This window comes from Bacteroidota bacterium, assembly GCA_030706745.1.
Classification (GTDB): domain Bacteria; phylum Bacteroidota; class Ignavibacteria; order Palsa-1295; family Palsa-1295; genus PALSA-1295.
In genome coordinates, this window is the sequence record JAUZNX010000003.1 from 131,044 (window position 1) to 156,137 (window position 25,094).

21 protein-coding genes and 2 tRNA genes are annotated in these 25,094 nt (G+C 53.3%); 11 read left to right on the plus strand and 12 right to left on the minus strand.

Annotation, left to right across the window (positions count from 1 at the left end; all coding sequences use genetic code 11):
- Positions 1–167: 167 nt before the first annotated feature.
- The 3 genes from Q8902_05310 (at position 168) to Q8902_05320 (ending at position 2,121) form a co-directional block, all read left to right on the plus strand.
- Positions 168–1,736 (plus strand): tetratricopeptide repeat-containing glycosyltransferase family protein, encoded by a 1,569-nt coding sequence (locus tag Q8902_05310; GenBank protein ID MDP4198973.1) that lies wholly within the window; start codon positions 168–170, stop codon positions 1,734–1,736.
- A gap of 136 nt (positions 1,737–1,872) precedes the next feature.
- Positions 1,873–1,946, plus strand: a tRNA-Ile gene (locus Q8902_05315).
- 102 nt (positions 1,947–2,048) lie between these two features.
- Positions 2,049–2,121: transfer RNA gene (locus Q8902_05320), tRNA-Ala, on the plus strand.
- Between the two features lie 76 nt (positions 2,122–2,197).
- Here the strand turns inward: Q8902_05320 and Q8902_05325 are convergent.
- The 4 genes from Q8902_05325 to Q8902_05340 form a co-directional block, all read right to left on the minus strand.
- Positions 2,198–2,998 (minus strand): hypothetical protein, encoded by an 801-nt coding sequence (locus Q8902_05325; protein MDP4198974.1) that lies wholly within the window; start codon positions 2,996–2,998, stop codon positions 2,198–2,200.
- Positions 2,999–3,250: 252 nt separating this feature from the next.
- Positions 3,251–3,724: a CvpA family protein gene (locus Q8902_05330; GenBank protein ID MDP4198975.1), complete on the minus strand. Its 474-nt coding sequence runs from the start codon at positions 3,722–3,724 to the stop codon at positions 3,251–3,253.
- 11 nt (positions 3,725–3,735) lie between these two features.
- Complete coding sequence (locus tag Q8902_05335) at positions 3,736–4,194, minus strand: GatB/YqeY domain-containing protein (GenBank protein MDP4198976.1); 459 nt, start codon at positions 4,192–4,194, stop codon at positions 3,736–3,738.
- 13 nt (positions 4,195–4,207) lie between these two features.
- The gene (locus Q8902_05340) at positions 4,208–4,876 is read right to left on the minus strand and encodes an SDR family oxidoreductase (GenBank protein ID MDP4198977.1); all 669 of its coding nucleotides are present in this window, start codon (positions 4,874–4,876) and stop codon (positions 4,208–4,210) included.
- A 76-nt stretch (positions 4,877–4,952) separates the two neighbouring features.
- Between Q8902_05340 and Q8902_05345 the strand changes: the two genes are divergently transcribed.
- The gene (locus Q8902_05345; GenBank protein ID MDP4198978.1) at positions 4,953–5,762 is read left to right on the plus strand and encodes a PhzF family phenazine biosynthesis protein; all 810 of its coding nucleotides are present in this window, start codon (positions 4,953–4,955) and stop codon (positions 5,760–5,762) included.
- Here the strand turns inward: Q8902_05345 and Q8902_05350 are convergent, their stop codons facing one another.
- Entirely contained in the window at positions 5,763–7,376 is a 1,614-nt protein-coding gene (locus tag Q8902_05350) for a hypothetical protein (protein MDP4198979.1), read from the minus strand.
- 62 nt (positions 7,377–7,438) lie between these two features.
- Positions 7,439–8,581: a YdeI/OmpD-associated family protein gene (locus Q8902_05355; GenBank protein ID MDP4198980.1), complete on the minus strand. Its 1,143-nt coding sequence runs from the start codon at positions 8,579–8,581 to the stop codon at positions 7,439–7,441.
- On the opposite strand from Q8902_05355, the gene Q8902_05360 reads away from it, so the two are divergent.
- Together Q8902_05360 and Q8902_05365 are read left to right on the plus strand one after the other, a co-directional pair.
- The gene (locus Q8902_05360) at positions 8,510–11,911 is read left to right on the plus strand and encodes a T9SS type A sorting domain-containing protein (protein ID MDP4198981.1); all 3,402 of its coding nucleotides are present in this window, start codon (positions 8,510–8,512) and stop codon (positions 11,909–11,911) included. The genes Q8902_05355 and Q8902_05360 overlap by 72 nt on opposite strands.
- Positions 11,912–11,918: 7 nt before the next feature.
- On the plus strand, positions 11,919–13,949 hold the full coding sequence (locus Q8902_05365; protein ID MDP4198982.1) for an OmpA family protein: 2,031 nt from the start codon (positions 11,919–11,921) through the stop codon (positions 13,947–13,949).
- 34 nt (positions 13,950–13,983) lie between these two features.
- Here Q8902_05365 and Q8902_05370 read toward each other — a convergent pair whose 3' ends face one another.
- Positions 13,984–15,402: a phosphoglucomutase/phosphomannomutase family protein gene (locus Q8902_05370; GenBank protein MDP4198983.1), complete on the minus strand. Its 1,419-nt coding sequence runs from the start codon at positions 15,400–15,402 to the stop codon at positions 13,984–13,986.
- A gap of 93 nt (positions 15,403–15,495) precedes the next feature.
- On the opposite strand from Q8902_05370, the gene can reads away from it, so the two are divergent.
- A complete protein-coding gene (can, locus tag Q8902_05375; GenBank protein MDP4198984.1) occupies positions 15,496–16,098 on the plus strand; it encodes a carbonate dehydratase in 603 nt (200 codons plus the stop codon).
- A gap of 122 nt (positions 16,099–16,220) precedes the next feature.
- Positions 16,221–17,564: a hypothetical protein gene (locus Q8902_05380; GenBank protein MDP4198985.1), complete on the plus strand. Its 1,344-nt coding sequence runs from the start codon at positions 16,221–16,223 to the stop codon at positions 17,562–17,564.
- On the opposite strand, the gene Q8902_05385 is transcribed toward Q8902_05380, so the two are convergent.
- The 5 genes from Q8902_05385 to Q8902_05405 are packed head-to-tail and all read right to left on the minus strand — an operon-like array spanning position 17,565 to position 21,935.
- Positions 17,565–19,304 (minus strand): hypothetical protein, encoded by a 1,740-nt coding sequence (locus Q8902_05385; GenBank protein MDP4198986.1) that lies wholly within the window; start codon positions 19,302–19,304, stop codon positions 17,565–17,567. It abuts the gene before it with no gap.
- Between the two features lie 49 nt (positions 19,305–19,353).
- Positions 19,354–20,310 carry a hypothetical protein gene (locus Q8902_05390; protein ID MDP4198987.1) on the minus strand — a complete coding sequence of 319 codons (957 nt, stop codon included), beginning with the start codon at positions 20,308–20,310 and terminating at the stop codon, positions 19,354–19,356.
- A 2-nt stretch (positions 20,311–20,312) separates the two neighbouring features.
- The gene (locus Q8902_05395; GenBank protein MDP4198988.1) at positions 20,313–21,023 is read right to left on the minus strand and encodes a hypothetical protein; all 711 of its coding nucleotides are present in this window, start codon (positions 21,021–21,023) and stop codon (positions 20,313–20,315) included.
- A gap of 35 nt (positions 21,024–21,058) precedes the next feature.
- The gene (locus Q8902_05400) at positions 21,059–21,658 is read right to left on the minus strand and encodes a pseudouridine synthase (protein ID MDP4198989.1); all 600 of its coding nucleotides are present in this window, start codon (positions 21,656–21,658) and stop codon (positions 21,059–21,061) included.
- Positions 21,645–21,935: a hypothetical protein gene (locus Q8902_05405; GenBank protein ID MDP4198990.1), complete on the minus strand. Its 291-nt coding sequence runs from the start codon at positions 21,933–21,935 to the stop codon at positions 21,645–21,647. Before Q8902_05405 ends, Q8902_05400 begins: the two co-directional genes overlap by 14 nt.
- A gap of 202 nt (positions 21,936–22,137) precedes the next feature.
- On the opposite strand from Q8902_05405, the gene Q8902_05410 reads away from it, so the two are divergent.
- From Q8902_05410 to groL, 3 genes are all read left to right on the plus strand, one after another.
- A complete protein-coding gene (locus Q8902_05410) occupies positions 22,138–22,797 on the plus strand; it encodes a hypothetical protein (protein ID MDP4198991.1) in 660 nt (219 codons plus the stop codon).
- Between the two features lie 174 nt (positions 22,798–22,971).
- Positions 22,972–23,283, plus strand: a complete 312-nt coding sequence (locus Q8902_05415; protein ID MDP4198992.1) for a co-chaperone GroES — start codon at positions 22,972–22,974, stop codon at positions 23,281–23,283.
- Positions 23,284–23,430: 147 nt separating this feature from the next.
- Complete coding sequence (groL, locus tag Q8902_05420; GenBank protein ID MDP4198993.1) at positions 23,431–25,074, plus strand: chaperonin GroEL; 1,644 nt, start codon at positions 23,431–23,433, stop codon at positions 25,072–25,074.
- Positions 25,075–25,094 lie beyond the last annotated feature (20 nt).

The following is a 25,094-nucleotide window of genomic DNA, read 5'->3' on the forward strand; positions in this document are numbered from 1 at the left end:
GGCATTCCTGAAAACCGCGTGAAAGTCCCTCTGCCAAACTTACAGATCTGGTCGGAAAATATTTCCGGCCGTCTGCAAAAAGTACAGACTGACTTTCCACACTTTGATATTAGCTGAACCAATCGCACTCGGCCAGGTTTCATGAATATCTTCGGAGGAAGATCCACATGACAATCAAAGATCTTTTCGAGATTGGCGAAGCTTACGAGCAACGTGGAAAACTCGATCTCGCCCGCCGCACATATGCCCGAATCGTCTATCTTCATCCCGAAGAGATCGGAGCGTACCACAAACTCTCCCTTCTTGCGATGAAGGAAGGCGATCACCGGCAAGCGCTTGCCTTCATCGATAAAGGGCTGGCACTCGATCGGAATGCGGTTGGACTTTGGAACAATCGTGGCCTGGCATTTACTGAGTTGGGTTGTGTAGGCGAAGCACATGACTCGTTTCAAGCTGCGCTTGCTGTCCGGCCGAATAATGTTCCAGCACGCTACAATCGAGGCCGCCTTCTCATGTCAGAAGGTCAATTCGTTGAAGCGGAGCAAGAATTTCGCCTCGTTACCATATTGGCGCCCGCCTCGTTCGATGCCTATCTGAACCTTGCCCTGGCCCTGCGTGAGCTTCATCGTTTTGAAGAGGCCTCTAATGTCTTCAAAGTAGCGCTTTCCCTTGAACCGAAGAGCTTAGAAGCCCTCCGAGAAAATGGCTGGGCACAGTATTTCGCACATCAGTTTGACGATGCCGTAGCTACATTTCGGAAGGCAATTGCGCTTGATCCTTCGGACCCGGTCACCCATTATCGATTCGCACATGTGTTGTTGAGTACCGGGGATCTCGCCCGTGGTTTCTGCGAGTATGAATGGCGCTTCCAAACCCCGGGTTGGAAATCGCGCCGCTCCTTCACTCGAAAGGAACAATGGAATGGTGAGCCGCTCCACGGTGAGACATTACTCGTCCATGCCGAGCAAGGACTTGGCGATTCGCTCCAATTTGTTCGCTTCGTGAGTGAACTGGCGAAGATGGACTGCGAAGTTGTTGTCGATATTCAGCCAGACTTGTACAGGCTTTGTTCGAACTCAATGAAGTTCGCGAATGTGCGGTGGAGCCGGAGCGAAGCACTGCCGGGTTCTTCGTTGCAGATACCCCTACTCTCGATTGTCTCCGCATTAGGCCTAACGTATGAGACACTCCCGGCCTTTAAACCATACCTCGCGCCGCGCGCCGCTAGCGTGACAGAATGGCGAGGTAAGCTCAACCGCCTCACCGGGATTGGCTGGGGACGTGAGGTTCAACGTCGAAAGCAGCGGCGCGTCGGACTTGTTTGGGCGGGCGACCCGAATAATCCGGACGATCGCAACCGCTCGATGAAATTTGAGACTCTCCTGCCAATCATCGAGACTCACAAGCAGAACGCAATCTTCTTCAGCCTTCAAAAGGGAAAACATGCAGATCATCCGCTGGTGATCGAACTTGGGGATGAGCTATCGGATTTTGGAGATACTGCGGCGGTCCTGCAGAATCTTGATCTCATCATCGCCGTGGATACCTCGATCGTTCATCTTGCCGGAGCGATGGGCAAGACCGTCTGGACGATGCTCTCGCACACGCCTGATTGGCGATGGGTGATTGGTAAAGATGATACGAAATGGTACCCGACAATGTCGCTCTTCTGGCAAAAAGAGCCGGGCAACTGGGACAATGTCATCGCTGATGTAATAGAGGCTCTAAAAAACTAAACAGCAAAGTGCACCTACCGGGGGAACGCGAAAACCACATGGCCGGTTTTTGCGGCGCTCTATGAATGGATACCGACTGTTCGTAAGCGAATGGACCTCATTCGTAATTCGTCATTCGTAATTCGTCATTGGCGTGGGGCCTATAGCTCAGTTGGTTAGAGCGTCCGCCTGATAAGCGGGAGGTCAGTGGTTCAACTCCACTTAGGCCCACACGGGGAAAATATGAAATATGAAGTATGAGATATGAAGAGAGTCAGTCTGGAGTAAGGACTGAGTCATATTTTATACTTCATCTTTCATATTTTCCCACCGGGGCCCGTAGCTCATCTGGTAGAGCGGTAGATTTGCATTCTACAGGTAAGGGGTTCGAGTCCCCTCGGGTCCACATACCCCCCTCGCGTTGCGTGCGCGGGTAGTGTCTTTAGCGCCAATGGAAACACCCCATGAGGTGTTCCACGCTCTTATTGTCCTACCGTGACGTGAAATGCAAGTCCGGCAAATGACGAGCGTGCCAACCATGATGGCGAGTTTGTGACTTTCGTTAGAGGAATATCCATGCCCGCCTCGGGTGTGAGAATAATTGTAGCCGTCAACGGAATATCATAGAGCATCTCTGGTCGCAAGGCAAATCGCATGCTTCGGAGTCCTTCAACGGGTTCAACGACGTTTTGCTGTCGATAGCCCAATGCCGTTGAGTAATGCGTTATTGTTTTTGTGTACTCAGCTTGCACGTTCATGCCCACGCTCATACAAAGCTGTATGGCAAACCCGTCGGGAGCTTGCACAGCTTTGAGGAAGTTAAACTTGTATCCGAGATCGAGCAGTAAGTATTCGAGTGATGCTGACTCATATCCCCCCAATATCTCGTCAGCAGCAGTAGTATCCGGGATCCGGCGTGGCGCCGAGATGTCGACAAAATCAGCCGGTTTGCTATCAAGCAAGGTTTCAATGATGAGGAAGTGCTGATGATTCTCTGAGAGCGGAAATTCAATGTTGAACCCAAGCGATGTGCCTGTTCCATAGCCATTCTCTGCAATTGAGTATGGAAGAGGACTTACGACGCTGAATGGGTCGGTCTGATAGCTGACCGCATCTATCTCTCCAACCGCTCCGATCAAAAAGCCGAGCTTTTGGCTCGTTGGCGCAGCGGGTGTCTGCGCAAGAGTGGCCCCGCTTTCAATAAGACTAACAAAGGAACTGAGAATTGTGAGTTGCCACAAGACCTTCTTTATCTTCAAAAACCGGCACGCGGGAGAATTCATCGGTCTGTCTCCTAAAAATTAGCCCCGGCCACCGTTAGGCAACCGGGGCGTTCCCTTATCCTGCATTCGAGTGGATGATCGCTCATCCATCGAAGACGCGGCATAGTCTATCGTACGAGAAGGCCGCATCGGTGTGAGATCGTCACTGACCCCACAGAGGACCCTGCATTTAAAACGCTCGAGGGTGCCTCCGGTTACAAATAATTCTTTAGGAATCTTTGGAGATGGCGATCGCGCGCTGATTTCGGCAATTCAAATCGGAGCGGATCCGTGTGCCAGTTGGGTAATTTCGCCGGTCACCCAGCCAGAGATGTGGACAAATTTTGGATAAAGTCTGGAGTGCTCCGTCCAACTTGACGGTGGGAAGTGGATGAGCTTAAAAATGCCGAGGAAAAGACTGAGAACGACTAATCCGCGAAGAAACCCGAGTGCAGCGCCGGCCAATCCGTCAAGCCCGCGAAGCAACCCTGCCGCCGGTCGGAGCATCCGCTTGACAAAACTCCCCAGTATCATGATGACCAGGAAGGTAAACAGAAAGCCAATCACGGGGCGGATCCAGTCCGGGCCGATGTGCAGCAACTCTCCGATTCTCGAGCCAAACACGGAGCCGGCCACCAACGCTGCCGCCAGCACCACGATCGAAAGTACCATGGACATCGCACCCGAGCGCCAGCCATTGAGTGCGGCCAGAAGCAGAAGTATCAGAAGGACAATATCGAAGACCATAAGAGATTACATTAGGTGATGAGAGCGGCAAGGCGCTCCTTAACGATTTCTTGGACCAATCGGCCATCGGCCTTGCCCTTGACTTCCTTCATTATGACAGGCATGACCTTGTTCGAATCTTGAAGTCCTGCAGCGCCAGTCTCCGTGATTATCTGCGAGATACGCTCGGCAATTTCTTCGCGAGTCATCTGCTTCGGGAGATACTCCTGAATGACTGCGAGCTCCGCCTTCTCCTTCTCGGCCAGTTCTGGCCGATTGTTTTGTTCATACAGTTCGATAGCCTCTCGGCGCTTCTTCGCAGCTCCGGTCAAAATCTTCAGGTCGTCTTCGACAGTCATTTCACGGCCAGCACCACTTTTCTCAAACTCGATAATCCCAGCACGGAGTCCTCGGATGGTTTCAGTCCGAATCTTATCTCCGGCTTTCATAGCAGCCTTCAAATCTTCGTTGATGCGATCTCGTAAACTCATAATATTGAATAGGTTACAGTTTGTTCGGAATCCGGATTATTGCACCATTCACAGCCGCCCCTTCCGCTCTCGTCAGAAAGAAGCATAGTGCGGCGATATCCTTTGGCTCGGTCCACTTCGGAATCTCGTCCGCACTCCCCCACTCTTCGTTCTCCTTGGTGTGGATTACAGTTGGCACAATCGCATTCGCGGTGATGCGCTTCGATTTTCCCTCTTCTGCGAGAACCCTCGTGAGCGTAAGCGCTCCAGCCTTCGAGGCCGCGTAGGCTCCTCTCTTTGCAGTAGGAGTCAACGCCGGTTCGGCACCGATGGAAACGATCGTCCCCTTTTCCTGCATCAACCTCATGGCGTGCTTCGAAGCCAGGAATAGACTGGTAAGATTCAAGTCAACTAAGTAACGAAAGTCCTCGATTGTCGTCTGTTCAACCGTCTGCCAGGGACGAATCCCTCCCACAGTCGCGATCAGCGCTCGCGGTGGGCCAAATACCACGTTTGCCTCACCGAACGTCCGTTCGACACTCGGTTCGCTTGTCGCATCCATTTCAAAGAATCGGAATCGACTATGCCTCAAGCCGTCTGCCGATCGGCTGAAGCCCGCGACGTTCCAGCCTTCAGCCAGATAACGATCGCGAACCGCCTGAGCAAGCGCGCCTGATGAGCCGGTGAGATAGAGTGTTTCCATTGATTGTGCGGCTTCGTTAAACGAAGCCGCACCACTCATGGTTTAGCAAACACTCATCAAATTTGTTCTCATTCGAATGTCTGTTCCGATCTATCAAGTCGACGCATTTGCCTCGGCGCCGTTCGCTGGCAATCCTGCCGCAGTCTGTTTGCTCGATGGACCCCGAGAAGACGCGTGGATGCAAAACGTGGCCACGGAGATGAATCTCTCCGAGACTGCATTCCTTACCCATCGGAGCCCGAACCGGTTCGATCTACGCTGGATGACCCCGGAAGTCGAGGTCGATCTCTGTGGACATGCGACGCTTGCCAGCGCACACATCCTTCTGGAATTGGGGCTTGTCGACCCTCGCAAATCGATCACTTTCATCACTCGGAGTGGACCACTGTCGGCATCCATTGCCGATGCCAAATCTGGAATAATCGAACTCAATTTTCCCGCAACACCGGCATCACCGGTTATCGAGCCACCGCTTGAACTTGCTGATGCGATTAATCGCAAGATTCTCTATATCGGACGAAATTCCTATGATTATCTTGTCGAGCTTACCAGCGAGGAGAATGTGAGGAAGCTTCGGCCCAACATGAATTTGTTGCGGAAGCTCGAAGTCCGTGGAATCGTTATTACCGCTGCCGCCACGGAGGGAAAACCCTACAACTTTGTCTCGCGTGCATTTTACCCGCGCGCCGGTATTGCCGAAGATCCCGTCACTGGCTCTGCTCACTGTATGCTCGGCCCGTACTGGAGCCCACGCTTTGGCAAAACGGACCTGACAGGCTACCAAGCATCGAAACGCGGTGGGCTTGTGCGCCTTCAGGTTGATGGCGACCGCGTCCGGCTCTACGGACAGGCCGTTACGATCTCGAAAGGAGAATTGCTGGTCTGATTACTCTGTAATGGAGACAGGCTGCGTGGTGCTATGCCCAGCTTCTGTGAGTCGAATGAAGTAATTCCCTGTTGGCAATCCGATGGTGTTTATGATCCGAACGTGCGACCCAGGCGATTGGAACTCAGGTCTTTGCATTATCCGAACACAGCCCATTACATCAAACAGGTCAAGCGAGACACGAGTTGATCCGGTGAGATCGTATGCAACAGAGAGCACGCCAATCGAAGGCTGAGACAATCTGAATGGTGATACTGATGGAGCATCTTGTTGCTGCACCACAAGCGAAGGAACTGGCAGACCCACTCGAACGAGCCATGAGTCTTCAGAATCTACGCCATGAAGCCCCGAGACATCTCCGTCATTTGAATGGCTCGCACCGGCAACAAAGAAGGTACTATCTGTCAGTCGCACGATTCCATTTCCATAGTCATCCCCGGATCCCCCTGCGGCATATTGCCAGATGAGCTTCCCAACTTTGTCGATTCGAACGACCCATAGGTCGAATGGTCCGGACGATCCCCCGTGGACGCCTGAGACATCTCCATCTCCCGAATCCGCATAGCCCGTAAATGCGTAACCACCGTCAGACGTCTGCGTAATTTCACCGGCGCCGTCATAATCCGATCCACCATAAGATTTCGCCCAATCCACTGAACCGTCTCCATTTAATTTCACAATCCAGGCATCACTATTTCCGTGTTGAGCGACAACATCATCGTCGATAGAAGAGCTAACGCATGCGATAGCGTATCCTCCATCAGAAGAAGCGGTGATCCCATAGGCGATGTCTTCATCTGAACCGCCAAGGCATCGTTGCCAGATAATCGCTCCAGTATCATTGATCTTCAGTACCCACGCATCAGTCATTCCGTGTTGGCCAGAGACATCCCCATCTTCGGAAGTCGTCCAACCAGCAAGCACGAAGCCCCCGTCCTCTGACCGCGCCATATCATAAACACCTTCATCTCCGTTACCGCCATATGTCTTGATCCATTTGGTGCGACCGGAATCATCAAGCATAGCTGCCCAAGCATGACCAAAAGTATGGGACGGTTCGCGAACAAAATCGCCATCCGAGGAGTAGGTAAAGCCGGCCACGAGGATTGAGCTGTCACTGGCTTGTTGAATTGCGTAGGCAGCATCGTTCATGAATCCACCGAGCGTCCGGCTCCAAATAATTGTCCCGGCAGGACTCAGCCGAATGATCCAGGCATCACCTCCCAGCGCATGTTTGTCCTTTACATCACCGTCATTTGAAAGAGTCAGTCCTGCAATAGCATATCCGCCATCCTTAGTCTGAATAATATTCGAAGCATTATCCCAGTCCGAACCGCCGAGTGCAGTCTTCCACTGGATTGTCGAGTCTTTTGTGAGTTTTACAACCCACACATCTCCGAGTCCGAGTGAATGGTTGTTTCGCACATCGCCATCATTCGAAGTCGTTTGACCAATAGCGACAAAGCCGCCATCGGATGTCCGGATCATGTTGCCAAACTCGTCCGTACCCATCCCTCCAAAGCAGTGCTGCCACGATGCGATTGGCTGTGCGTTCAGAGATGGGTTTAATAAGAGGAAGGAAATACAAGAGAGGATCGAATAGGCGCGGATCATGTGGACAATAGATTAGAAACGCAAGCGTTGAAGTTTCTTCGCATCGCAAAGATAACACCGTTTCATTCCGATCCCACCGGCTTCTGGTGCTTTGCCGCGTAGCCGACCATCGCTTCGAGCGCTTTCGCGATCCGACGCTTGCGTGCTTCACCCGGTTTGTAGTAATAAATGCCCCAAAGATGACTGCGCTTTTGCGACACTGGCATTAGTCCCCAGCCCTGCCGTGCGCGGGGATTATGCGCGAATTCTACCTCGATGATGGGTGGCGTCTCTATTTCGCCTTCTTTCATTTGCAGGAGAACTTCAGCAACTTCGCGTGAGCGTTTCTGGCGAACTATGGCATTCTTCGGCTGTGTGACATGATCAGCGAAATATTTGCGCATCGAATAGCTGAAGGATTTCAAATATTCGAGAAGCTCCGGGTCATCCTCCAATTCCTTTTTCAAAACGGCCGGAATCTCCACCGTCCGCTTTGTGACATCCAATTCCATTTCAACTTCCATCCTGGCGCCAATTTCAGTCGCCCCGGCGCCTTGTTGCATCTGCTTGTTGACCAACAGGAAGTGCTTGCCACCCTTGCGTGGGAAAACCGACGTGCGAAAGGCAAAGCCGTTCACGGTTCCCTTCACCGGTACGGTCCCGCCCTTTCCGAAGGTCTTCTTGACATCGAACGGAACATCAACGATGCGCCATCCAAGGTTGCCTTCCAAGGTCTTCAAGTGCGCGGTAAAGCATTTTTTCACGCCGCAAAAATACAACTTGGTTCCAAGAATTGAGGTGATTGCGGAATTATCAGGGCAAAGTTTTAGTCTTAACAATCTGTAATTAACCAGCCGGTCCTCATGCGGATCCGGGTCCACTTCAAATGCCTGCTCCTGCGGGGATTTCCGTGGCGGTAACTTTTCTTCGTGGCTGCTGTGAGACAATATAACCGAATGCGATCCGTTCGCTTGCTTCGAGCCGCGATGCGGCTTATAATCCTTTGTGGTATTGTTTTTCCAAACTGCGTGGATTCGGCAATGGCTCAAACGGTCCGAAATCAGTTTGTTGGCGCCAGCGTCACCAACGGTGAAGGGCTCCTTACGATCTATAAGGGCAACCCGGCGAATAAGGAGCTGCTTTCTTTCATTGACATGTCCTTCCTGACCGTTAAGGTGCAGGATCTTTATTACAGCAATAATCCATACGGCAATCTGATTGGCCAAAGCTGCGCGTCTCAACCGGTAAACGTCATATTGAACAACGGCCAATCCTCATTGGTCGGAGATACCCTTCGGACAATCTGGCCCGAAACCGGATTTGACATCGAGCAGGATGCGTACCCTGTCGAATTTACTAATAGCGGCGTCATTGTCATCAGCATCAAGATCATCAATCACCTTGCTTCGCCCGTAAGTGCTCAGGCTCAGTACCTGTTGGATAACATGAACAGCAATGCGAAGCCTGGTGGTGGAACTGATGGTGCCAACGACAATCCGTATTTGATCCACCGCTATGGGTATACTCGGAATTGGCAGGACTGCGGTCCAAACCCGATCCCAAGTTTTTACCTGGCATTCGAGAATCCACCGGACTCTGCGGTATTGGGAACAGTCGGCATTGGCTATGTCAATGACAGCTTTCCGCCTCGGCCGCTTGGTCTAAAGCCGCTCTCCTTCATGGAATTCGGCGATTGGCAGAATCAAGGCAATTTCACGTGGGGTCCCCCATGTGCTTCTTCGCGTACGCAGTTTGCAGATGAGGCGACGCTTTTGATGGGCCCAAGCGGACTGACGGCTTCGGCGTATTCACCGGGCGGATCTAGCGGATCTGATAGCATAACAGAAATATTCCGAACCGCCTACGGTACGCCGGAGTGGTGCTTCGATCATGGGAAGATCGTTGGCTTTGCGCTGTATCCGCAACACATCTATTGGGATCCGATCACTCGAAAGTACACGCCAAACCCTTTCCAGGTTGAGACATTCCTGTTCAATGTTGAATCGGGAACAGCGAGCGGAGTAAAGATTCGACAGACCGTCGGTGACCCGGTCGTCATCAAGAGCCCGAAGCCGACTGGAGCGCCCACGACCCAGCAGCAGAATGTTGGGACAATCCCCGGTTGGAATCCAAATCAGAGCGGCGGAATTGCTGATATTCGCTGGATTGACTCGGTGCTTGTACTTCCTTCAGGATGTGCTGCCTCCTTCCCAGTTAATATTCAGTTTGATGTAACGTCTCCTGGCCTCGATCCTGTATTCAACACTCCATGGAATGATTGCTCCCTAACCATTGAGTGTGCGCATCCGGACACTATTCCACCGCAGTTCGAGAACTCGTTTACAGGGTGCGATTCTATCAAGTACGATACCATTACCGTACATGATAATGATTACTACGATATTGGCCTGGATAACATCACATACTCCTCACCGGATATGAATCCGACGAGTCAGTATGCCGTCACGCCCTCCACGATGCCAGTATTCGGGTGTAGCAAGACACCATTCAAGATATTCGTTCATCAAGTGGACACATTTCAGAAGGGGCATGTTATTTTTGCCTTTACAGATTGTGCCAAGAATGTAAGTTTGGATACGATTTGCTTCACGGGGCATCCTCCGCTGCCGGACTTGACTGCGCCACGTTTCTTCGATTCTGTTGCGGCCGATTGCCACGCCCGCTGCCGCACGTTGAACGTGACGGATACCGTGAACAGCTTAACAAGTATCGATCGCGGGGTTGATGTGATCGATACGGTTGCGGATACGAACATGACACTCTCGGGTGTCCCGGCTGGAGGAAAGTACCCGGCCAATACGCCGCTGGCCTCCATCGGTATTTGCGTGACAGACTCAATGCAGAATGGCACGATCATACTCCGAGCCACGGACACCGCGCATAACGTCCGACTCGACACAATATCGTTTTGCACAACGCCGGATACCCATGCAGCGATCATCACGCAGCACCCATACACACCTGCCGACAGCTCATGGCATCTGCATGTGGTGGACACACAAGCCTGGGACCGCGGCATCGACTCCATATGGGTGGACAATGCTTCGAACGTCACGACCATGCCAGCATCATGGCCAGCCCACTTGGGCTGCGTTCGAACTTTCGACTTTGCACTGAAGGTCAATGACACGACGAAATGCGCAAGCGGCACCGTGCATGTGCGGGACTGTGCCGGCAACATCACGACGCCGCTCCTGATCGCTAAGTCCGAGGGGGCGAAGCCCGGAATTACGTCAACGAAGACCGTATTGTGCGGCGGGAGTGATGCCATCGTGCTAACTGCCACGGGAAATTTTGCAACCTGGTTGTGGTCAACTGGCGAAACCACGAAGACGCTCACGGTCAATACGGCTGGCAGCTATACCGTCTCCGGCAATGATGGCGAGGGCTGCACGTCCACGTCCGATCCGATCGTGATTACCAGCTCGCCGGCGATTCCGGTGATCACCCCTCCAGGCCCGGTGGCCGTTTGCGCGCCCGATTCAGTGTTGCTCGATGCGGGCACGCCATACGCAACCTACCAATGGCTAAAAGATGGTTCTGCTCTTACCGGAGCGACATTGGAGAAGCTCAAGGTCGGTGCGACAGGAGCGTATACCGTACAGGTGACGAATGCGGCCGGTTGCTCGGGCACATCACCGGCGGTGCAGATCACAATCAATCCGCTACCTCCCCAACCGGTTATCACCTTCGCGAATAACATCCTGAGTTCAACGCCAGCGCTGTCATACCAGTGGTCGCTGGATGGTACAGTGATTCCTGGCGCGACTGGCCAGAGCTACACGCCGCAGACTGGCGGCGATTACACGGTGACCATCACCGATGCCAATGGTTGCACGAATACGTCTCTGCCATACTCGAACTCAGGCTCGACGGTGATCGCATTGCCTTCGATGGTCCTTGCACAGCAATCGCAACACGTGACCATCCCACTGAGTATTGCGACCTCGCAAAGCTTTCCAGCGAACGTGAAGACCTGGACGGCGACTATTGCCTATAACCCGACCATGCTTGTTCCCGACCCGAATGGCCCGACATTCTCCTCGACGACCCCGGGCATTGTGACTTACACTGGTACGAGTTCTGCGACGACGGGGATGCTGCAGGATCTGCAATTCATTGCAGCGCTCGGCGATAGCATTTGTACGCCGGTCACGATTCAATCATTTACGTGGAGCGCACCGGGAATTTCCGTGACGATGCAAAACGGCAACTTCTGTCTGACTGGCCTTTGCACACAGGGTGGCACGCGGCTAATCGATCCGAATCAGACGCAGTTCTCGCTGAGTGCCCCACGACCGAACCCCGCGTTTACGAACGTCCAAATCGACTATACGCTCATCGAACAGGGACAAACGACGCTCGTCATCTACGATTTGCTGGGGCACGAGGTGCGTCGGCTCATCGATGGCGTTCAGGAGCCGGGGACCTACAGCGTTTCCGCGGATATTAGTTCACTCCCTGCCGGGACCTATGTGTATTCTCTTCGCACTCCAACGATCGTTGAATCCCATCACTTGCAGATCGCTCGGTAACCGATACATGGCACGCTTCGCTCGCAATACTTTCGGACTCCTTGCAGTCTGTTCGACACTTTATTTCCACGGCGTGACGTACGCTCAAACGTCTTCGCAGACGGAAGTCCCGCCGCCGGAGCTTTGGAAATCCACGTTCGGATTGTTCGGGGACGCTGCCTGGAACATTCACAAAGCGAATTTTCAATCGCTCCCGGGCATTCCGAATTGCTGCCCCCTCTTCGAGAACGGCTCGGGCCTCGGTGGTGCATTCGGTGCATTCTTCGATTACGATCTCGGCGGCGGACATCTTGGCGTTCGCCTTGGCATCGATATGTTCGATGGCAAGTTCACCGTCGAAGAACCGATCACACTCGCGATCAATGGAGTCGCCACGCCTGGGAATCTCGAGCATACCCTTGCTTCACAGTTCACCACCTGGTCGATCCAGCCATATTATGCGTTCGAACTTGCGGGCTTCCGTCTCATGGCTGGTGTGGATGCGGGTCTCGTCCGGAAGTACACGTTCGATCAGGCCGAAACGATTACGCAACCTACGAATCAGGGAGCATTCGATTCTACGAGCTCGCGATCGAGGAATGTGTATCATGAGACTATCCCGCAGGCGGCAACGACGCGGTTTGGGATCATCCTTGGAGCCTCGTATCCATTGCCGATGAACACGACCGGCACGCTGCACCTGATACCGGAAGTCCTATACGACTACGGCTTCACGCCGATGGTAACCGGCCTGACATGGTCAGTGAGTGCACTTCGTGGCGGCGTCGGGATCGGATATACACCACTCCATGTGTACCAACCGCCGCCGCCACCTCCTCCGCCCCCGCCGCCACCCGCGCCGAAGCCGGCCCTTGCAGTGGACATCAAGGCATATACCATCATTGATGGCCGCAGGGACTCCACAAATCTTTCAGTCACGGTCGAGGAATTCTATTCCACGACGATGACTCCTCTGCTTCCATTCGTGCTCTTTGGCCTGGACGATGCGAAGATTCCAACCCGCTATCATAATATTACTGCCGCCGAAGCCGCGGACTTCAAAGAGCGGAAGACAGACTCCACCGATAACGTCCGGGTCTATCACGACCTGTTGAATATCATCGGACAGCGGATGCGCGCCTATCCAAAAGCCCATCTCACGTTGACCGGCTGCACATCGAACGAGCCCGAGGAGCTCGCGGATAAGAATCTTCCATTGGCACGAGCCACTTCGGTTGCGAACTATCTCAAAAATATTTGGGGAATCTCAGCCAACCGATTGACACTCCAGACGCGAGGACTTCCTGCAAAACCATCCTCACTCACAGAACAGGATGGAAAGGAAGAGAACCGCCGCGTGGAAATTGCTACTACGGAGCCTGCGATTCTTGCACCGATTACGCTGGCCGATACTACGCTTTCGACCAATCCGCCGATGATGCAGTTCGTCCCCCGCGTCACCGCGCAGGCTGGCGTCAAATCCTGGGATTTATACGCCATGCAGCCGGCGATGATCCTACACCATGCTTATGGTAAGGGTGCTCAACCCATCCAGGGATGGATGTGGGACTTGCGGTCATCGGCGTCAAAAATCCCGCGATCGGAAGATACCCTCGAGTACGGCCTCGATGTCACTGATTCAGCCGGCCAGGAACAGACAGCAATCGGCACGATCCCGGTCCGGCAGACGACACTCAGCAAGAAGCGGCTCGAGCGCGTTGCGGATAAGATAATCGAGCGGTATACACTTGTACTCTTCGACTTCGGCGCGGCTAAGATTGACCCGCAAAATCAACGCGTCATCGACTTGATCCGAGAGCAGATCTCCTCTGGTACGAAAGCGACGATCACCGGCTATGCCGATCGTAGTGGCGAGGATGCGCTCAATCAGCGCCTGACTGAAGATCGCGCGAAAGCTGTAGCTAATATGCTTGGCGCGACCGATGTTGTAGTTCAGGGTAAAGGCAAATCGGTCTTGCTGTTCGATAACAACATTCCCGAGGGCCGCTTCTACTCACGAACGGTCAATATCGTACTCGAGAAGCCGATCAACCAGTAGAATATCGAAATATAGTGGCGCGATTTCCGCGCCACTATAGGCTTTTCGCGAACGCGAGGAGTTTCTTGACCAGTGCCGTGCTGGGGGCTTCCGCGTAATAGCGAAGCAACGGCTCGGTCCCTGATGCGCGGATCATCAACCACGCGCCCTTGTCGAGAGAATACTTAAACCCGTCAAGACTACTCGTCTTCAAAACCTTCAATCCGGCGATCTCGCTAAATCCCTTCTTCGCACGATCGAGCACCTGTTTTTTGTGCTCGTCCGTTGTATGATAATCGAACCGGTCGTATTTATGCGGACCGTACTGCTTCTCAAGCTCCGCAACGAGGACGCCGAGCGGCTTCTTGTAGTGACCACAAATCTCGCAAAGCAACAGGCCGTTAAAGAGGCCGTCTCGCTCGGGAATATGCAGTGAAGGAATGCCGATACCACCCGACTCTTCGCCTCCGATAAGTACGCCACCTTTCAGCATGTATTCGGTGATATACTTAAATCCGACTGGGGTGCGCTGAAGCTTCAGTCCATAGTTCGTGCACATCTTCTCAACCATGCTTGTCACCGATTCGCTCACGACGACCATTCCCTTCTGCCTGCGGACCTCTACAAGATACTTAAGCAGCAGGCACAGGATCATTTGAGACGAAAAGAACTCGCCGTTCTCATCGATGGCACCGATGCGGTCGGCATCGCCATCTGTAATGAGTCCGATGTCGAAGCCTTGCTCGACGATAAGCTTGGCAAGCTCTTTTGTGGTGTCTGCGAGTGGCTCGGGCCGGGTATTGCCAAAACCAGGATTCCAAACATCATGGAGAATCACAGCCGAGGGTAACAAAGTCTCCAGGTTACCAACCCCAGCGCCATACATTGGGTCATAGGCAATCTTGATCTTCGATCGTTTGATGCGATCGAGCTTCACAAGTCGCGCAAGCTCTTTGACGTAAATCGCTTTGGCATCGACTTCGGTGATGCGACCTTCCTTCTGAAATTGTTCGAACGAAGCAATCTGACCAGAATGAAAATCCTTCGAGGTACGAGAGCGATTGGCATCGCTATTAGTGGCCGCTTCAATCTTGGCAATGGCATCAGGAAGCGCCGACCCTCCGTACTCGCCTTTGATCTTGAAACCATTATACTTGGCCGGATTGTGCGAGGCCGTAATCATTACTCCGCCACACAATTTCTTCTTAACTATCGTGAGTGAAGTAGCGGGTGTCGAGACAACGGACTTTGCGATCAAAACCTTGAGACCTTCCGCTGCCAGCACGCGGGCGGTGAGTTCGGCGAATTCTCGACTGAGAAAACGAGCATCATACCCCACCATCACGCCACTCGATGCATTCGGGAGCTTCTTGAAATAGAGGGCCGCGCCACGCGCAACCTGATGAACATTCTCGAATGTATAACTCTCTGCGATGACATCCCGCCATCCGTCAGTTCCAAATTTGATTTCCATTGTGCCGTATCAACTTTAAGCAGGCGGATCCGTTCCCGCTTGAGTTGGAGTTTTCAGGAGTATACGAGTAAACATGAGCGTTCTCAGAACTGCATGAGTCAACTACCGCACCTTTTCGCCAATAACCGCCAGTGGGCCAAGCAGACCCTCGAAACAGATTCCACATTCTTCGAAACACTCGCAAGACAGCAGAAACCGGAATATCTTTGGATCGGCTGCTCGGATAGTCGGGTGCCGGCCAACGAAATCGTCGGCCTGATGCCCGGCGAGCTATTCGTGCATCGAAACGTCTCCAACTTGGTAATTCATACTGATATGAATTGCTTGTCGGTCATTCAGTTCGCGGTGGATGTCCTGCATGTCAAACATATTATTGTCTGTGGGCATTATGGCTGCGGAGGTGTGGCGGCAGCAATTGACCCAAAGCCGCACGGACTCATTGATAATTGGCTGCGGCATATTCGTGACATTGCGATCAAGTATGCATTCGAACTTTCTTCGGACCATCCCGGAGAGCGAACTCTGGATCGCCTGTGCGAGCTGAATGTCATCGAACAGGTGCACAATGTTGCTAATACGACGGTTGTGCGTGAAGCCTGGCAGCGCGGTCAGACGCTCGCTGTCCATGGCTGGATCTATGGGATCAAGGATGGCCTTTTGCGAGATTTAGAGGTGAGTATCGCGAGTGCCCAATAGCGAAGCACTGATTCATTTTACTGCCGTTTGACCCCAGGAAACAATAGACTGCGCATATCGTTGGATGCTCGGTGCCACTTCAGCCATTGATTCCTCCCAATACGATTCCTGAGAAGAGGACCATGCCGAATAAGGGTCTGAAGTATCGGTTGATGCATTCAGCAATAGCTCTGCCGCTCGTTGTGGCTTTATTAGTACGCCTCGCCGCGTTTCCGCTTGCTCATCTCGGGAAGTCGGATACCCTGTGGAATTGGGAGTATGCTGCGATTGCCCTGAATATCGCCGCTGGCAAAGGATATTCTTCGAACTGGAATTATCCCGGACTGAGCCACACGCTTACACTGCCGACAGCATACATGCCGCCAGGTCAAGTTGTGATACACTTACTGGCGCTTGGCCCCTTTGGCGATACTCTCGCAGGTCAAATTGCGTTGTTTCTTGAAGAGGTCTTGCTCGGCGGGGTCTTTGTTTTCGCCATGTGGAAGGTCCTTTCCCTGCTCTTTGGTGCTATGTCGAGGACCACGAGGCTGGGCGTTTGGCTCGCCGCGTTGTATCCTAGTTTCATCGCCGCCTCGACGACATTGGGAGTCACCAGCGGGGTCCTCGCTCTCGATGCGCTCTTTTTATGGATATTCGTGCTCGCAATTGATAAACTTCGCACAGGGAATCGTGGAAACGCGAAGTTCATCGGAGCAGGCGTGCTGGGCGGACTAATTGCGCAGTTCCGTTCGGAAGCCTATCTCCTCATGGCGCTGTCGTTTGTTCTTGTCCTCTGGGTCAATCGATTTTGGGTTCGACGATTAGCGCCAGCCCTTGGCTTTGCAGTCCTTGGTGCTGCGGTGGTTTGCTCGCCGTGGATCATTCGAAACTACGTGGTCTTTCACAGGCCCATTATAACATCGACAAACGGCGGATTCAACTTCTGGCGAGGTCATAGTGCAGAGGCCACTGGTTCGGCATACATCAACGATCGAGTTGCCGTTTGGACGACAGATGCTACGTGGAGGCAAATCGAACCCACGGGTGCTGTCGATTCGAATGTGGAATTCCGGCAAGACTCGTTTCTGTGGAGTGATGCCCGACAATGGATACGCGACCATCCACTCATCGAGGCGAAACGGTCATTCCTAAAACTGTTCAACTTCCTCGTAATCGATTGGCGGAATCCACAAGCGCGGTATCTTCCCTATCTCATAGTCTATTTCGCGACAGTGTTCGCTGCCATCGTGGGTATCGTTCGGGTACGACGTGAGCACATTTCCAGAAATCTCGTTGTACGAGATGCGCTGGCACTCATGCTGCTGTGGGTTGTATTTTACACCTGTGTGGCGGTGGTCTTCTTTCCAATGCCACGCATTCAAGTCATTTTAACTGGATTCTATTTCCCAATTGTTGTCTATGGCGCGGAGGACATTTTCGATTGGGCGCGCAAGAACCTGCTCCGGAAGATTCCGACAAATGACTGATTACGGAATTCGCACCAATCCCGACCCAAATCGGTGCGATAGGCTATCCATGTTGGCCGTGTCGTAAGTAACAAGATGAGTGAATTGCCAAAGGCCCATCGTCGGGATTTCTAATGCGACCGTCCCGCTGGATAAGTCGGCCGGAATGTTCGGCACAGCATCATAGAGCTCGAGATCAACGTGCCGCTGTTTAAGATATTCCTCCGTCGCGTGTTTTTCGTGGCCGATTCGACCGTGTGCGCTGGATGACGAGTGAGCGATGGCACTGTCGGTCAACCCATATTCGTTGATGCATGTCTTAAAATTCGCATAGTATGCGACCATGTTTTTGCCACCAGGAATCGCAATCGTCACCGGCAAATCGCGAAACATTGGCTCCAAGTAGCGGCCAATATCGGAATAGACTTCCATCGTACCTTTTGTCACGTCATCGAAGCGATAGTGGCCGGCATAGTAATCCCACCGCTCGTCGGCAATGCCTCGGGTAGACCCTTCACCAGTGAGATTCCAATTCTCGACCGGACGCCCTTCCGCGTTCAGATGAAACAAGACATTCACACGCAAGTCATTCTCGAGAAAGACTCCGGCAAGTAGCGAAATGCCAATCAGGATCTGGTATCGTTTGGCGCCAACCGGCAACCGTGTTACCCCGGTTTCGATCACGATCGCGATGAATGGGACTACCGGAATGATAAAGCGCGCGAACATGAAATCGCCTCCGCTTCGAGCAACAAAAAGAGCTAGATAGACCATTGATGCAACTCCGGCGACCTTCCAACGGGAGCCGAGGTCCTCAACTCCTGCGACCGAACCTCGAGTGCGCCATAGAAGAATTACACTCGCAATCAAGGCGATGCCAAGTATAAAATAGACACGGAAGTACAGCCAGATGTAATACAGTCCCTGACCGAAGTAGCTCGCACCAGAAGACTTCGCATAGTAGGTCAGCGGCAGGAGATCGCCGTAGTAATAGTATTTCCAAGCAAGATATGGTACACCGATGATAATGGAAGGCAGCAGCAACGTTGCGATCGGCCGCATGCTTGATGCGATACTTCCACCCTTTACTCCGCGCACCACAAGCAACCCTGCTGCAGTAGCGGTGAAGAGCACCGCGTCCGGACGCGTGAGCGACGCAAGGGCTAGGACACTCCCCGAAAGAAGAAGCCTCTGCGATTCTGAATAGCGCGTGTAAAACCAAAAATAATACGCGCCCAGAATAAGCAAAGTGTAGAACGAAGTCTCCAATCCCCCACTGGCCCAGACCACATTGTCGTAATTAAATGCAAAGAGACCCGCAGCCAATGGAAGCCAAAGGCTATTCAGGCTCTTCTTGTGTTCCCGGTATGATATTGCCAGCAGCAGAGTGAGTATTGCGGCAAAAGACACGATGCCTAACCACATACTGGCATCGACTGGATTGAAGCCGGTTGCTCGTGCTGCAGCGAGCATGAGCAGCCAGAGAAAGTGTGTATAGCCTTCGACCTTCTCGCCGATATTATAGACTAATCCATGTCCCTCCACGAAATTCTTCACATAGCGCATCGTGATGAACGCGTCGTCCGAAATCCAGCGGAGATCGATGGCTCGGTAAACACCAAGCACAAGAACAGCAAGCGAGGCTACGATCGGCCACAACGTCGAGCGGAAGTAACCCGGTGACGACGTGAGCTGAACCGGCGCCGGCTGCTTGCCACGGGTTCTACTCGACGGGATTTTTGGACGAGGCTTTTGGGTCATCGGATGAGTAACAACCCGCGATCTTGTTTTGTGATTCAGTGCGGGACCGTTAGAGCCGGAGGTTCAATCCAAAGTCCAGATATAGCGTATGGTACCGGACATTGGCCGAGTGAGAAAGATCGAACGGCGTCAGACCCTGAAAATACTGGAGCGAGACAAACGAGACATCACCCGCCCAACCCAAACTAACGCCCGCTTCATTGAACCCGGCATCCCGCACCCCGGCACCATCCTGACTATCGAGTGGCACATATTGGTAATGCACAGCATCCTGGGAGGCCGAAGCAGAACCAATGGCGCCTTGAAGGTAGTAGTGCTTTGCAAAAAAATAACGCAGGCAGAAGTCCAGTGTCGTCAGCGAGGCGGTTTCCGGATGTTGCTCGGTCGAAATCGGATAGGCCCACTCGGCTCGCGTCAGGATGTAGGCTTCGAGTTTGAAATCATAGTCCAGACCCAGGCCAGCCTGAAATGCCAGAGCTGGGAATGTGGTGCTCCCCTTCTGCAGAGCAGAGCCTCCATCCGTGACAAAAGTAACGCCTGTGCCACCCGTCAGAAGAAAATAAAGCGAACGCTCGAAGCGAGATTCCCCAAACCAGTTATCCGAGCGCGCATTCACGGATTGAAGGCCATGCACGCGGTTGGAATCGATCGTGACATAGATCGGTGCATAATCGAACCACGTGTTCGTCAGATCGTCCAGCACAAAACCAACCCCAAGTGTGGCGGTATTAAAAAGCTCTGCAACATCCACTTGCTTGACCAGCGCCACGCTGGTTTCCTTCCCGGCATAGGCAATTCGGACCGAATCGCTACGCTTCCGGTCCACATAGACGCCATGGGAATCGTCGTTGTTCTGGTATGTTGGCAGCTTGTTGCCACCCATGTCCTCTACGTAGGCATCGCGAGGTCCTACGATTTCGAGTCGTGGCTTGCCATGAAACACGGTACCACATGAGGAAAGCATGGCCGCAGCAAGCAATCCTGTAGCAATGGTCAGTCTTGGCATGGCTATTTAAGAATATACGGGACGATGCGATCGACGCGAACAGAGCTCAAGTGGTTGTTCGTGGTCCAGTCATCATAGAGGTAATAGTGAAGGTGAAGCTCCGCCCAGACGGTTCCGGGCCGAAATCCTGCAAGCTTACTTGCAGTCACTCCAATCTGTTGCTGGTCAGTATTGACCAGAATTGAAAAGTTACCAATCGAATCGGTCAAATTGAAGTTTCCGGAGACAAACGGGTGCTCCAGAATCTGCGTCCGTACTGTGAATGAAACATCCTCTGTTCTGCTCAACGTATCGCCAATGGCCGGTGAGGCGATATCCGCCAGAAATCCGGATGGATACGTCGTGTCGGCTCGCGCAGCCGAAGGATAGATTATGACGACTGTGTTCAGTGTGCCATCCAAGTGAAATGGAGCAGCGGAGTCAACTTGCGGAGGCATTCCACTCACTGGATGACGGTAGGCCGTGTCACCGTTTACGATGATATAGAGCACCGAGTCGCCAGACGAATTGTATCCGTACTCTGCATACTGGCTCACGGGCGTGACGATCGTTGCTGTATGTTCCGCGCCATCCAACGACCGTGAGCGAGTTTGCTGGACCTGGTAATCGATGCCAATAAATGGACTCGGCACCAACTCCGATTGCGGCGCCCATACGCAACCCGCTACTACCGTCAGGCTAAGACACACCAAGTAGACTCTGAAGCGCCACATAAGTTATCCAGAGTAACAGATCATCGAAAAGAAAGTTACCGAACCAGTGGCATTTTAAGCTCTGAAATCTCACTACTCGTGAGCTCTCGCCACTGCCCCGGTGCAAGATCGTCAAGCAGTAAATTGCCGATAGCGGTACGAATGAGCCGGAGCGTCGGATAACCGATTGCAGCCGTCATCCGCCGGACCTGACGGTTCTTCCCTTCCGTGAGCTTGATCTCGATCCAGGAAGTCGGGATTGACTTGCGAACCCGAATCGGCGGGTCGCGCGGTGGCACGCTGGGCTTCTCCTCCAGCAAACGTGCGCGAGCTGGAAGTGTATGATACTTCTGGATCACAACTCCATTCTCGAGTCGCGTAATCGATTCGTCAGTTGGAATACCATCGACTTGAACCAGGTACGTTCGCTCGTGACCCTTGCCGGGATCGAGAAGCCTTTTGATGAGCGGTCCATCGTTCGTGAGCAGAAGCAATCCCTCCGAATCACTGTCCAACCGGCCGGAGGCGTAGAGGCCCTTCGGTAGCCCGAATTCCGCAAGCGTCCGCTGACCGGGCAGCTCCGGGGTAAATTGGCTTAGGACGCCGTAGGGCTTATGGAGGATAGCGTAGTGCAACGCTCTATCATTGCTTTGCATGGACTGCAACATCCCACGAACTGAAGACCGGCTCCGCCTGTGCGGCGCGGAATATACGCACAGCCACAGGGACTTCTGTGGTGGCACGCATCTCGTCTAAGTCGGCTTGACTCTGCCAGTGCGTGACAACGCGCCAGAGCCGTGGCTCCTGCTTCGATTGAATCAGAAAGGACTGATGAATGCTTGGCGGCAGCCCGGTGACCTCTCGCTCGTAGGTCTGTTTGAGTAACGCCCACTTGCTTTCATCGACCTCCGCGTCCAGAATTGTAAGTACCATGGAACTGGAACGCGCGACGGAATTCCCAAGTGCCAAGTGAAGCCAATCGACGCCATGGGTTAGAGATTCCCTTACGCGAATTGACCGTGGCTACTACGATCCGGCGAACTTCATGAATTCTACGACTCCGGACGCCCCCACCGAACCAACTTGCAATACGCTCAAAATATGTTATATTTGCTCCCTAAACCTTGAAGTGATCATGAGAATCGCCACTCTGTCTGTAGTTCACATCGTTCTATTGCTGAATGCGGTCGGTTGTCAACAATCGGATACATCTACGCAATCGAATGTGCCTTCAACCGCGCGCCATGCTCCCGGGCCCGAAAGTATCTTCTACGGAAAACACTGGTACACGTTTGCCAACGCGCCCGCAGTTGGCCCCGATACTTTTACCCGCACGGTTACGGCTCGAGGAATGTCCTTCGAGGGAAAAGACAACGTGACCTTCTATGTACAGCAAAGTGGTACCGCGGCATCGCATGGATACGTCAGTTATGAGTCGAACGGTGACGTCTCAAATTATGCCGGACCCTCTGTCGGCTGGGAAAGAATCCCTCTCTCATCCAAAGATATAGTCGTTTGTATCAAAGGAAAGAATAGTCTTGGCAACCTCGTAGTCGATACCAACAGCTTTATCGAAGCAAAGGACACGACCATCGAGGGACATTTCTGGCATGCGATAAAGATCAGGCAGATCATTTCACTCGATGGACATGTCTATGATAATGCAGTGTTATGGTACGATGCTGAAACCGGTTGGTACTTACGCATGGATCTGCCGCCGCGTCATCCGTTCGAAGCTGGTCTGTCCGCTAACGGCGAAGAGGTTCATGTTTACGATTGCAAGATAATTCCCTAGCCGGTCCGACATCGGGACTTCGGGTATCCGCCTCCCCCGGAACCTCCTGAAACCTCCCGCCTGTTTGCGCGTAGCACTCGCGGCACGTGAGTGCTAACGGTTGAGCCTCATTTTCACCTTTTTGGCTCAAATCCGACAATTTTCAACCAACTTAACCAACCAATTAAGGACTCTATGAACCTAAAACCACTCCACGACCGCCTCATCGTGCGCCCGGCACCACCGGAAGAAGTCACGAAGGGCGGCATCATTCTGCCCGATACCGCGCAGGAAAAGCCGGTCCACGGCGAAGTACTCGCCATCGGACCAGGCAAATTCGATGAAACCGGAAAGCTTCAGCCAGTCGGCGTGAAGGTCGGCGACAAAGTGCTCTACGGACAATACTCCGGCACGAAGATCGAGTTCGAAGGCGAAGACCTGCTCATTATGCGCGAGAGCGATGTCTTCGCGATCGTCGAATCAAACGGTCAGGCAAAGAAGAAATGATCTCTTTAGTGGATAGTGGATAGTTGACAACGGATAGTGGAGAATGGTAAGGTTAAATGGTAACCCATTGAATTTCTTTACTATCCACTATCATCTATCAAGTATCAACTCGAAGCGGTAACAATTTTCAATTAAGAATAAAGTATCATGGCAAGCAAGCAAATTGTATTTAACACCGACGCACGGGCGAAGCTCAAGAAGGGCGTCGATCAGTTGGCCGATGCGGTCAAGGTGACGCTGGGCCCGAAGGGCCGCAACGTCGTCATCGACAAGAAATTCGGCGCGCCGACGATCACCAAGGACGGCGTGACCGTCGCCAAGGAGATCGAACTCGAAGACGCGATCGAGAACATGGGCGCACAGATGGTGCGCGAAGTCGCGAGCAAGACGTCCGACGTAGCCGGTGACGGCACGACGACCGCGACCGTACTGGCGCAGGCGATCTTCCGCGAGGGACTTCGCAACGTCACAGCCGGTGCGAACCCGATGGACCTCAAGCGCGGCATCGATCTCGCCGTGACGAACGTCATCGAAGAGCTGAAGAAGCTTTCCCGCCCAATCGAAGGCAAGAAGGAAATCGCGCAGGTCGGTTCGATCAGCGCCAATAACGATCACACCATTGGCGATCTCATCGCCGAGGCGATGGAGAAGGTCGGCAAGGATGGTGTTATCACCGTTGAAGAGGCCAAGGGCATCGAAACCGAGCTTTCGGTCGTCGAGGGCATGCAGTTCGACCGCGGCTATCTCTCCCCCTACTTCGTGACCGATCCGGACACGATGGAAGCGGTGATGGAGAACCCATACATCCTCATCCACGATAAGAAGATCTCTTCGATGAAGGACCTTCTGCCGATCCTCGAGAAGGTCGCGCAGGCTGGCCGCCAGATGCTCATCATCGCGGAAGACTTGGAAGGCGAAGCACTCGCAACGCTCGTCGTCAACAAGCTGCGTGGCACGCTCAAGATCGCGGCCGTGAAGGCTCCGGGCTTTGGCGATCGCCGCAAGGCAATGCTCGAAGACATTTCTGTCCTCACGGGCGGAACGGTCATCAGCGAAGAAAAGGGCTTTAAGCTCGAGAATGCAACTGTTGCGTATCTCGGAACCGCTTCGCGCGTCACAATCGACAAGGACAACACGACCATTGTCGAAGGTGCGGGCAAGAAGGAAGACATCAAGCGCCGCATCAACGAGATCAAGTCGCAGATCGAGAAGACGACCTCAGACTACGATCGTGAGAAGTTGCAGGAGCGTCTTGCCAAGCTTTCGGGCGGCGTCGCGGTCATCAAGATCGGCGCATCGACCGAAGTCGAGATGAAGGAGAAGAAGGCCCGCGTCGAAGACGCGCTGCACGCCACGCGCGCAGCCGTCGAGGAAGGCATCGTGCCCGGTGGCGGCGTTGCGCTGCTCCGCGCCATGGCCGGACTCAACAACGGCTTCTCGAAGGGTCTCGCGAATGCCGACATCCGCACGGGCGTCGAGATCATTCGCCGCTCGCTCGAAGAGCCGTTGCGCCAGATCGTGAACAATGCCGGCCTCGAAGGCTCCGTCATTGTCAACAACGTGAAGGAAGGCAAGGGCGACTACGGGTTCAACGCCGCGACCGAGGTCTATGAGAACCTCTTCGCATCCGGCGTCATCGACCCGACGAAGGTGACGCGAAGCGCGCTGCAAAATGCAGCCTCGGTTGCCTCCCTCCTGCTCTCGACCGAAGCAGTCATCGTCGAGCGAAAGGAAGACAAACCCCCGATGCCCCCCATGGGCGGCGGCGGTGGCATGGGCGATATGTATTAATCGTTCGGTTTACGCGAGGG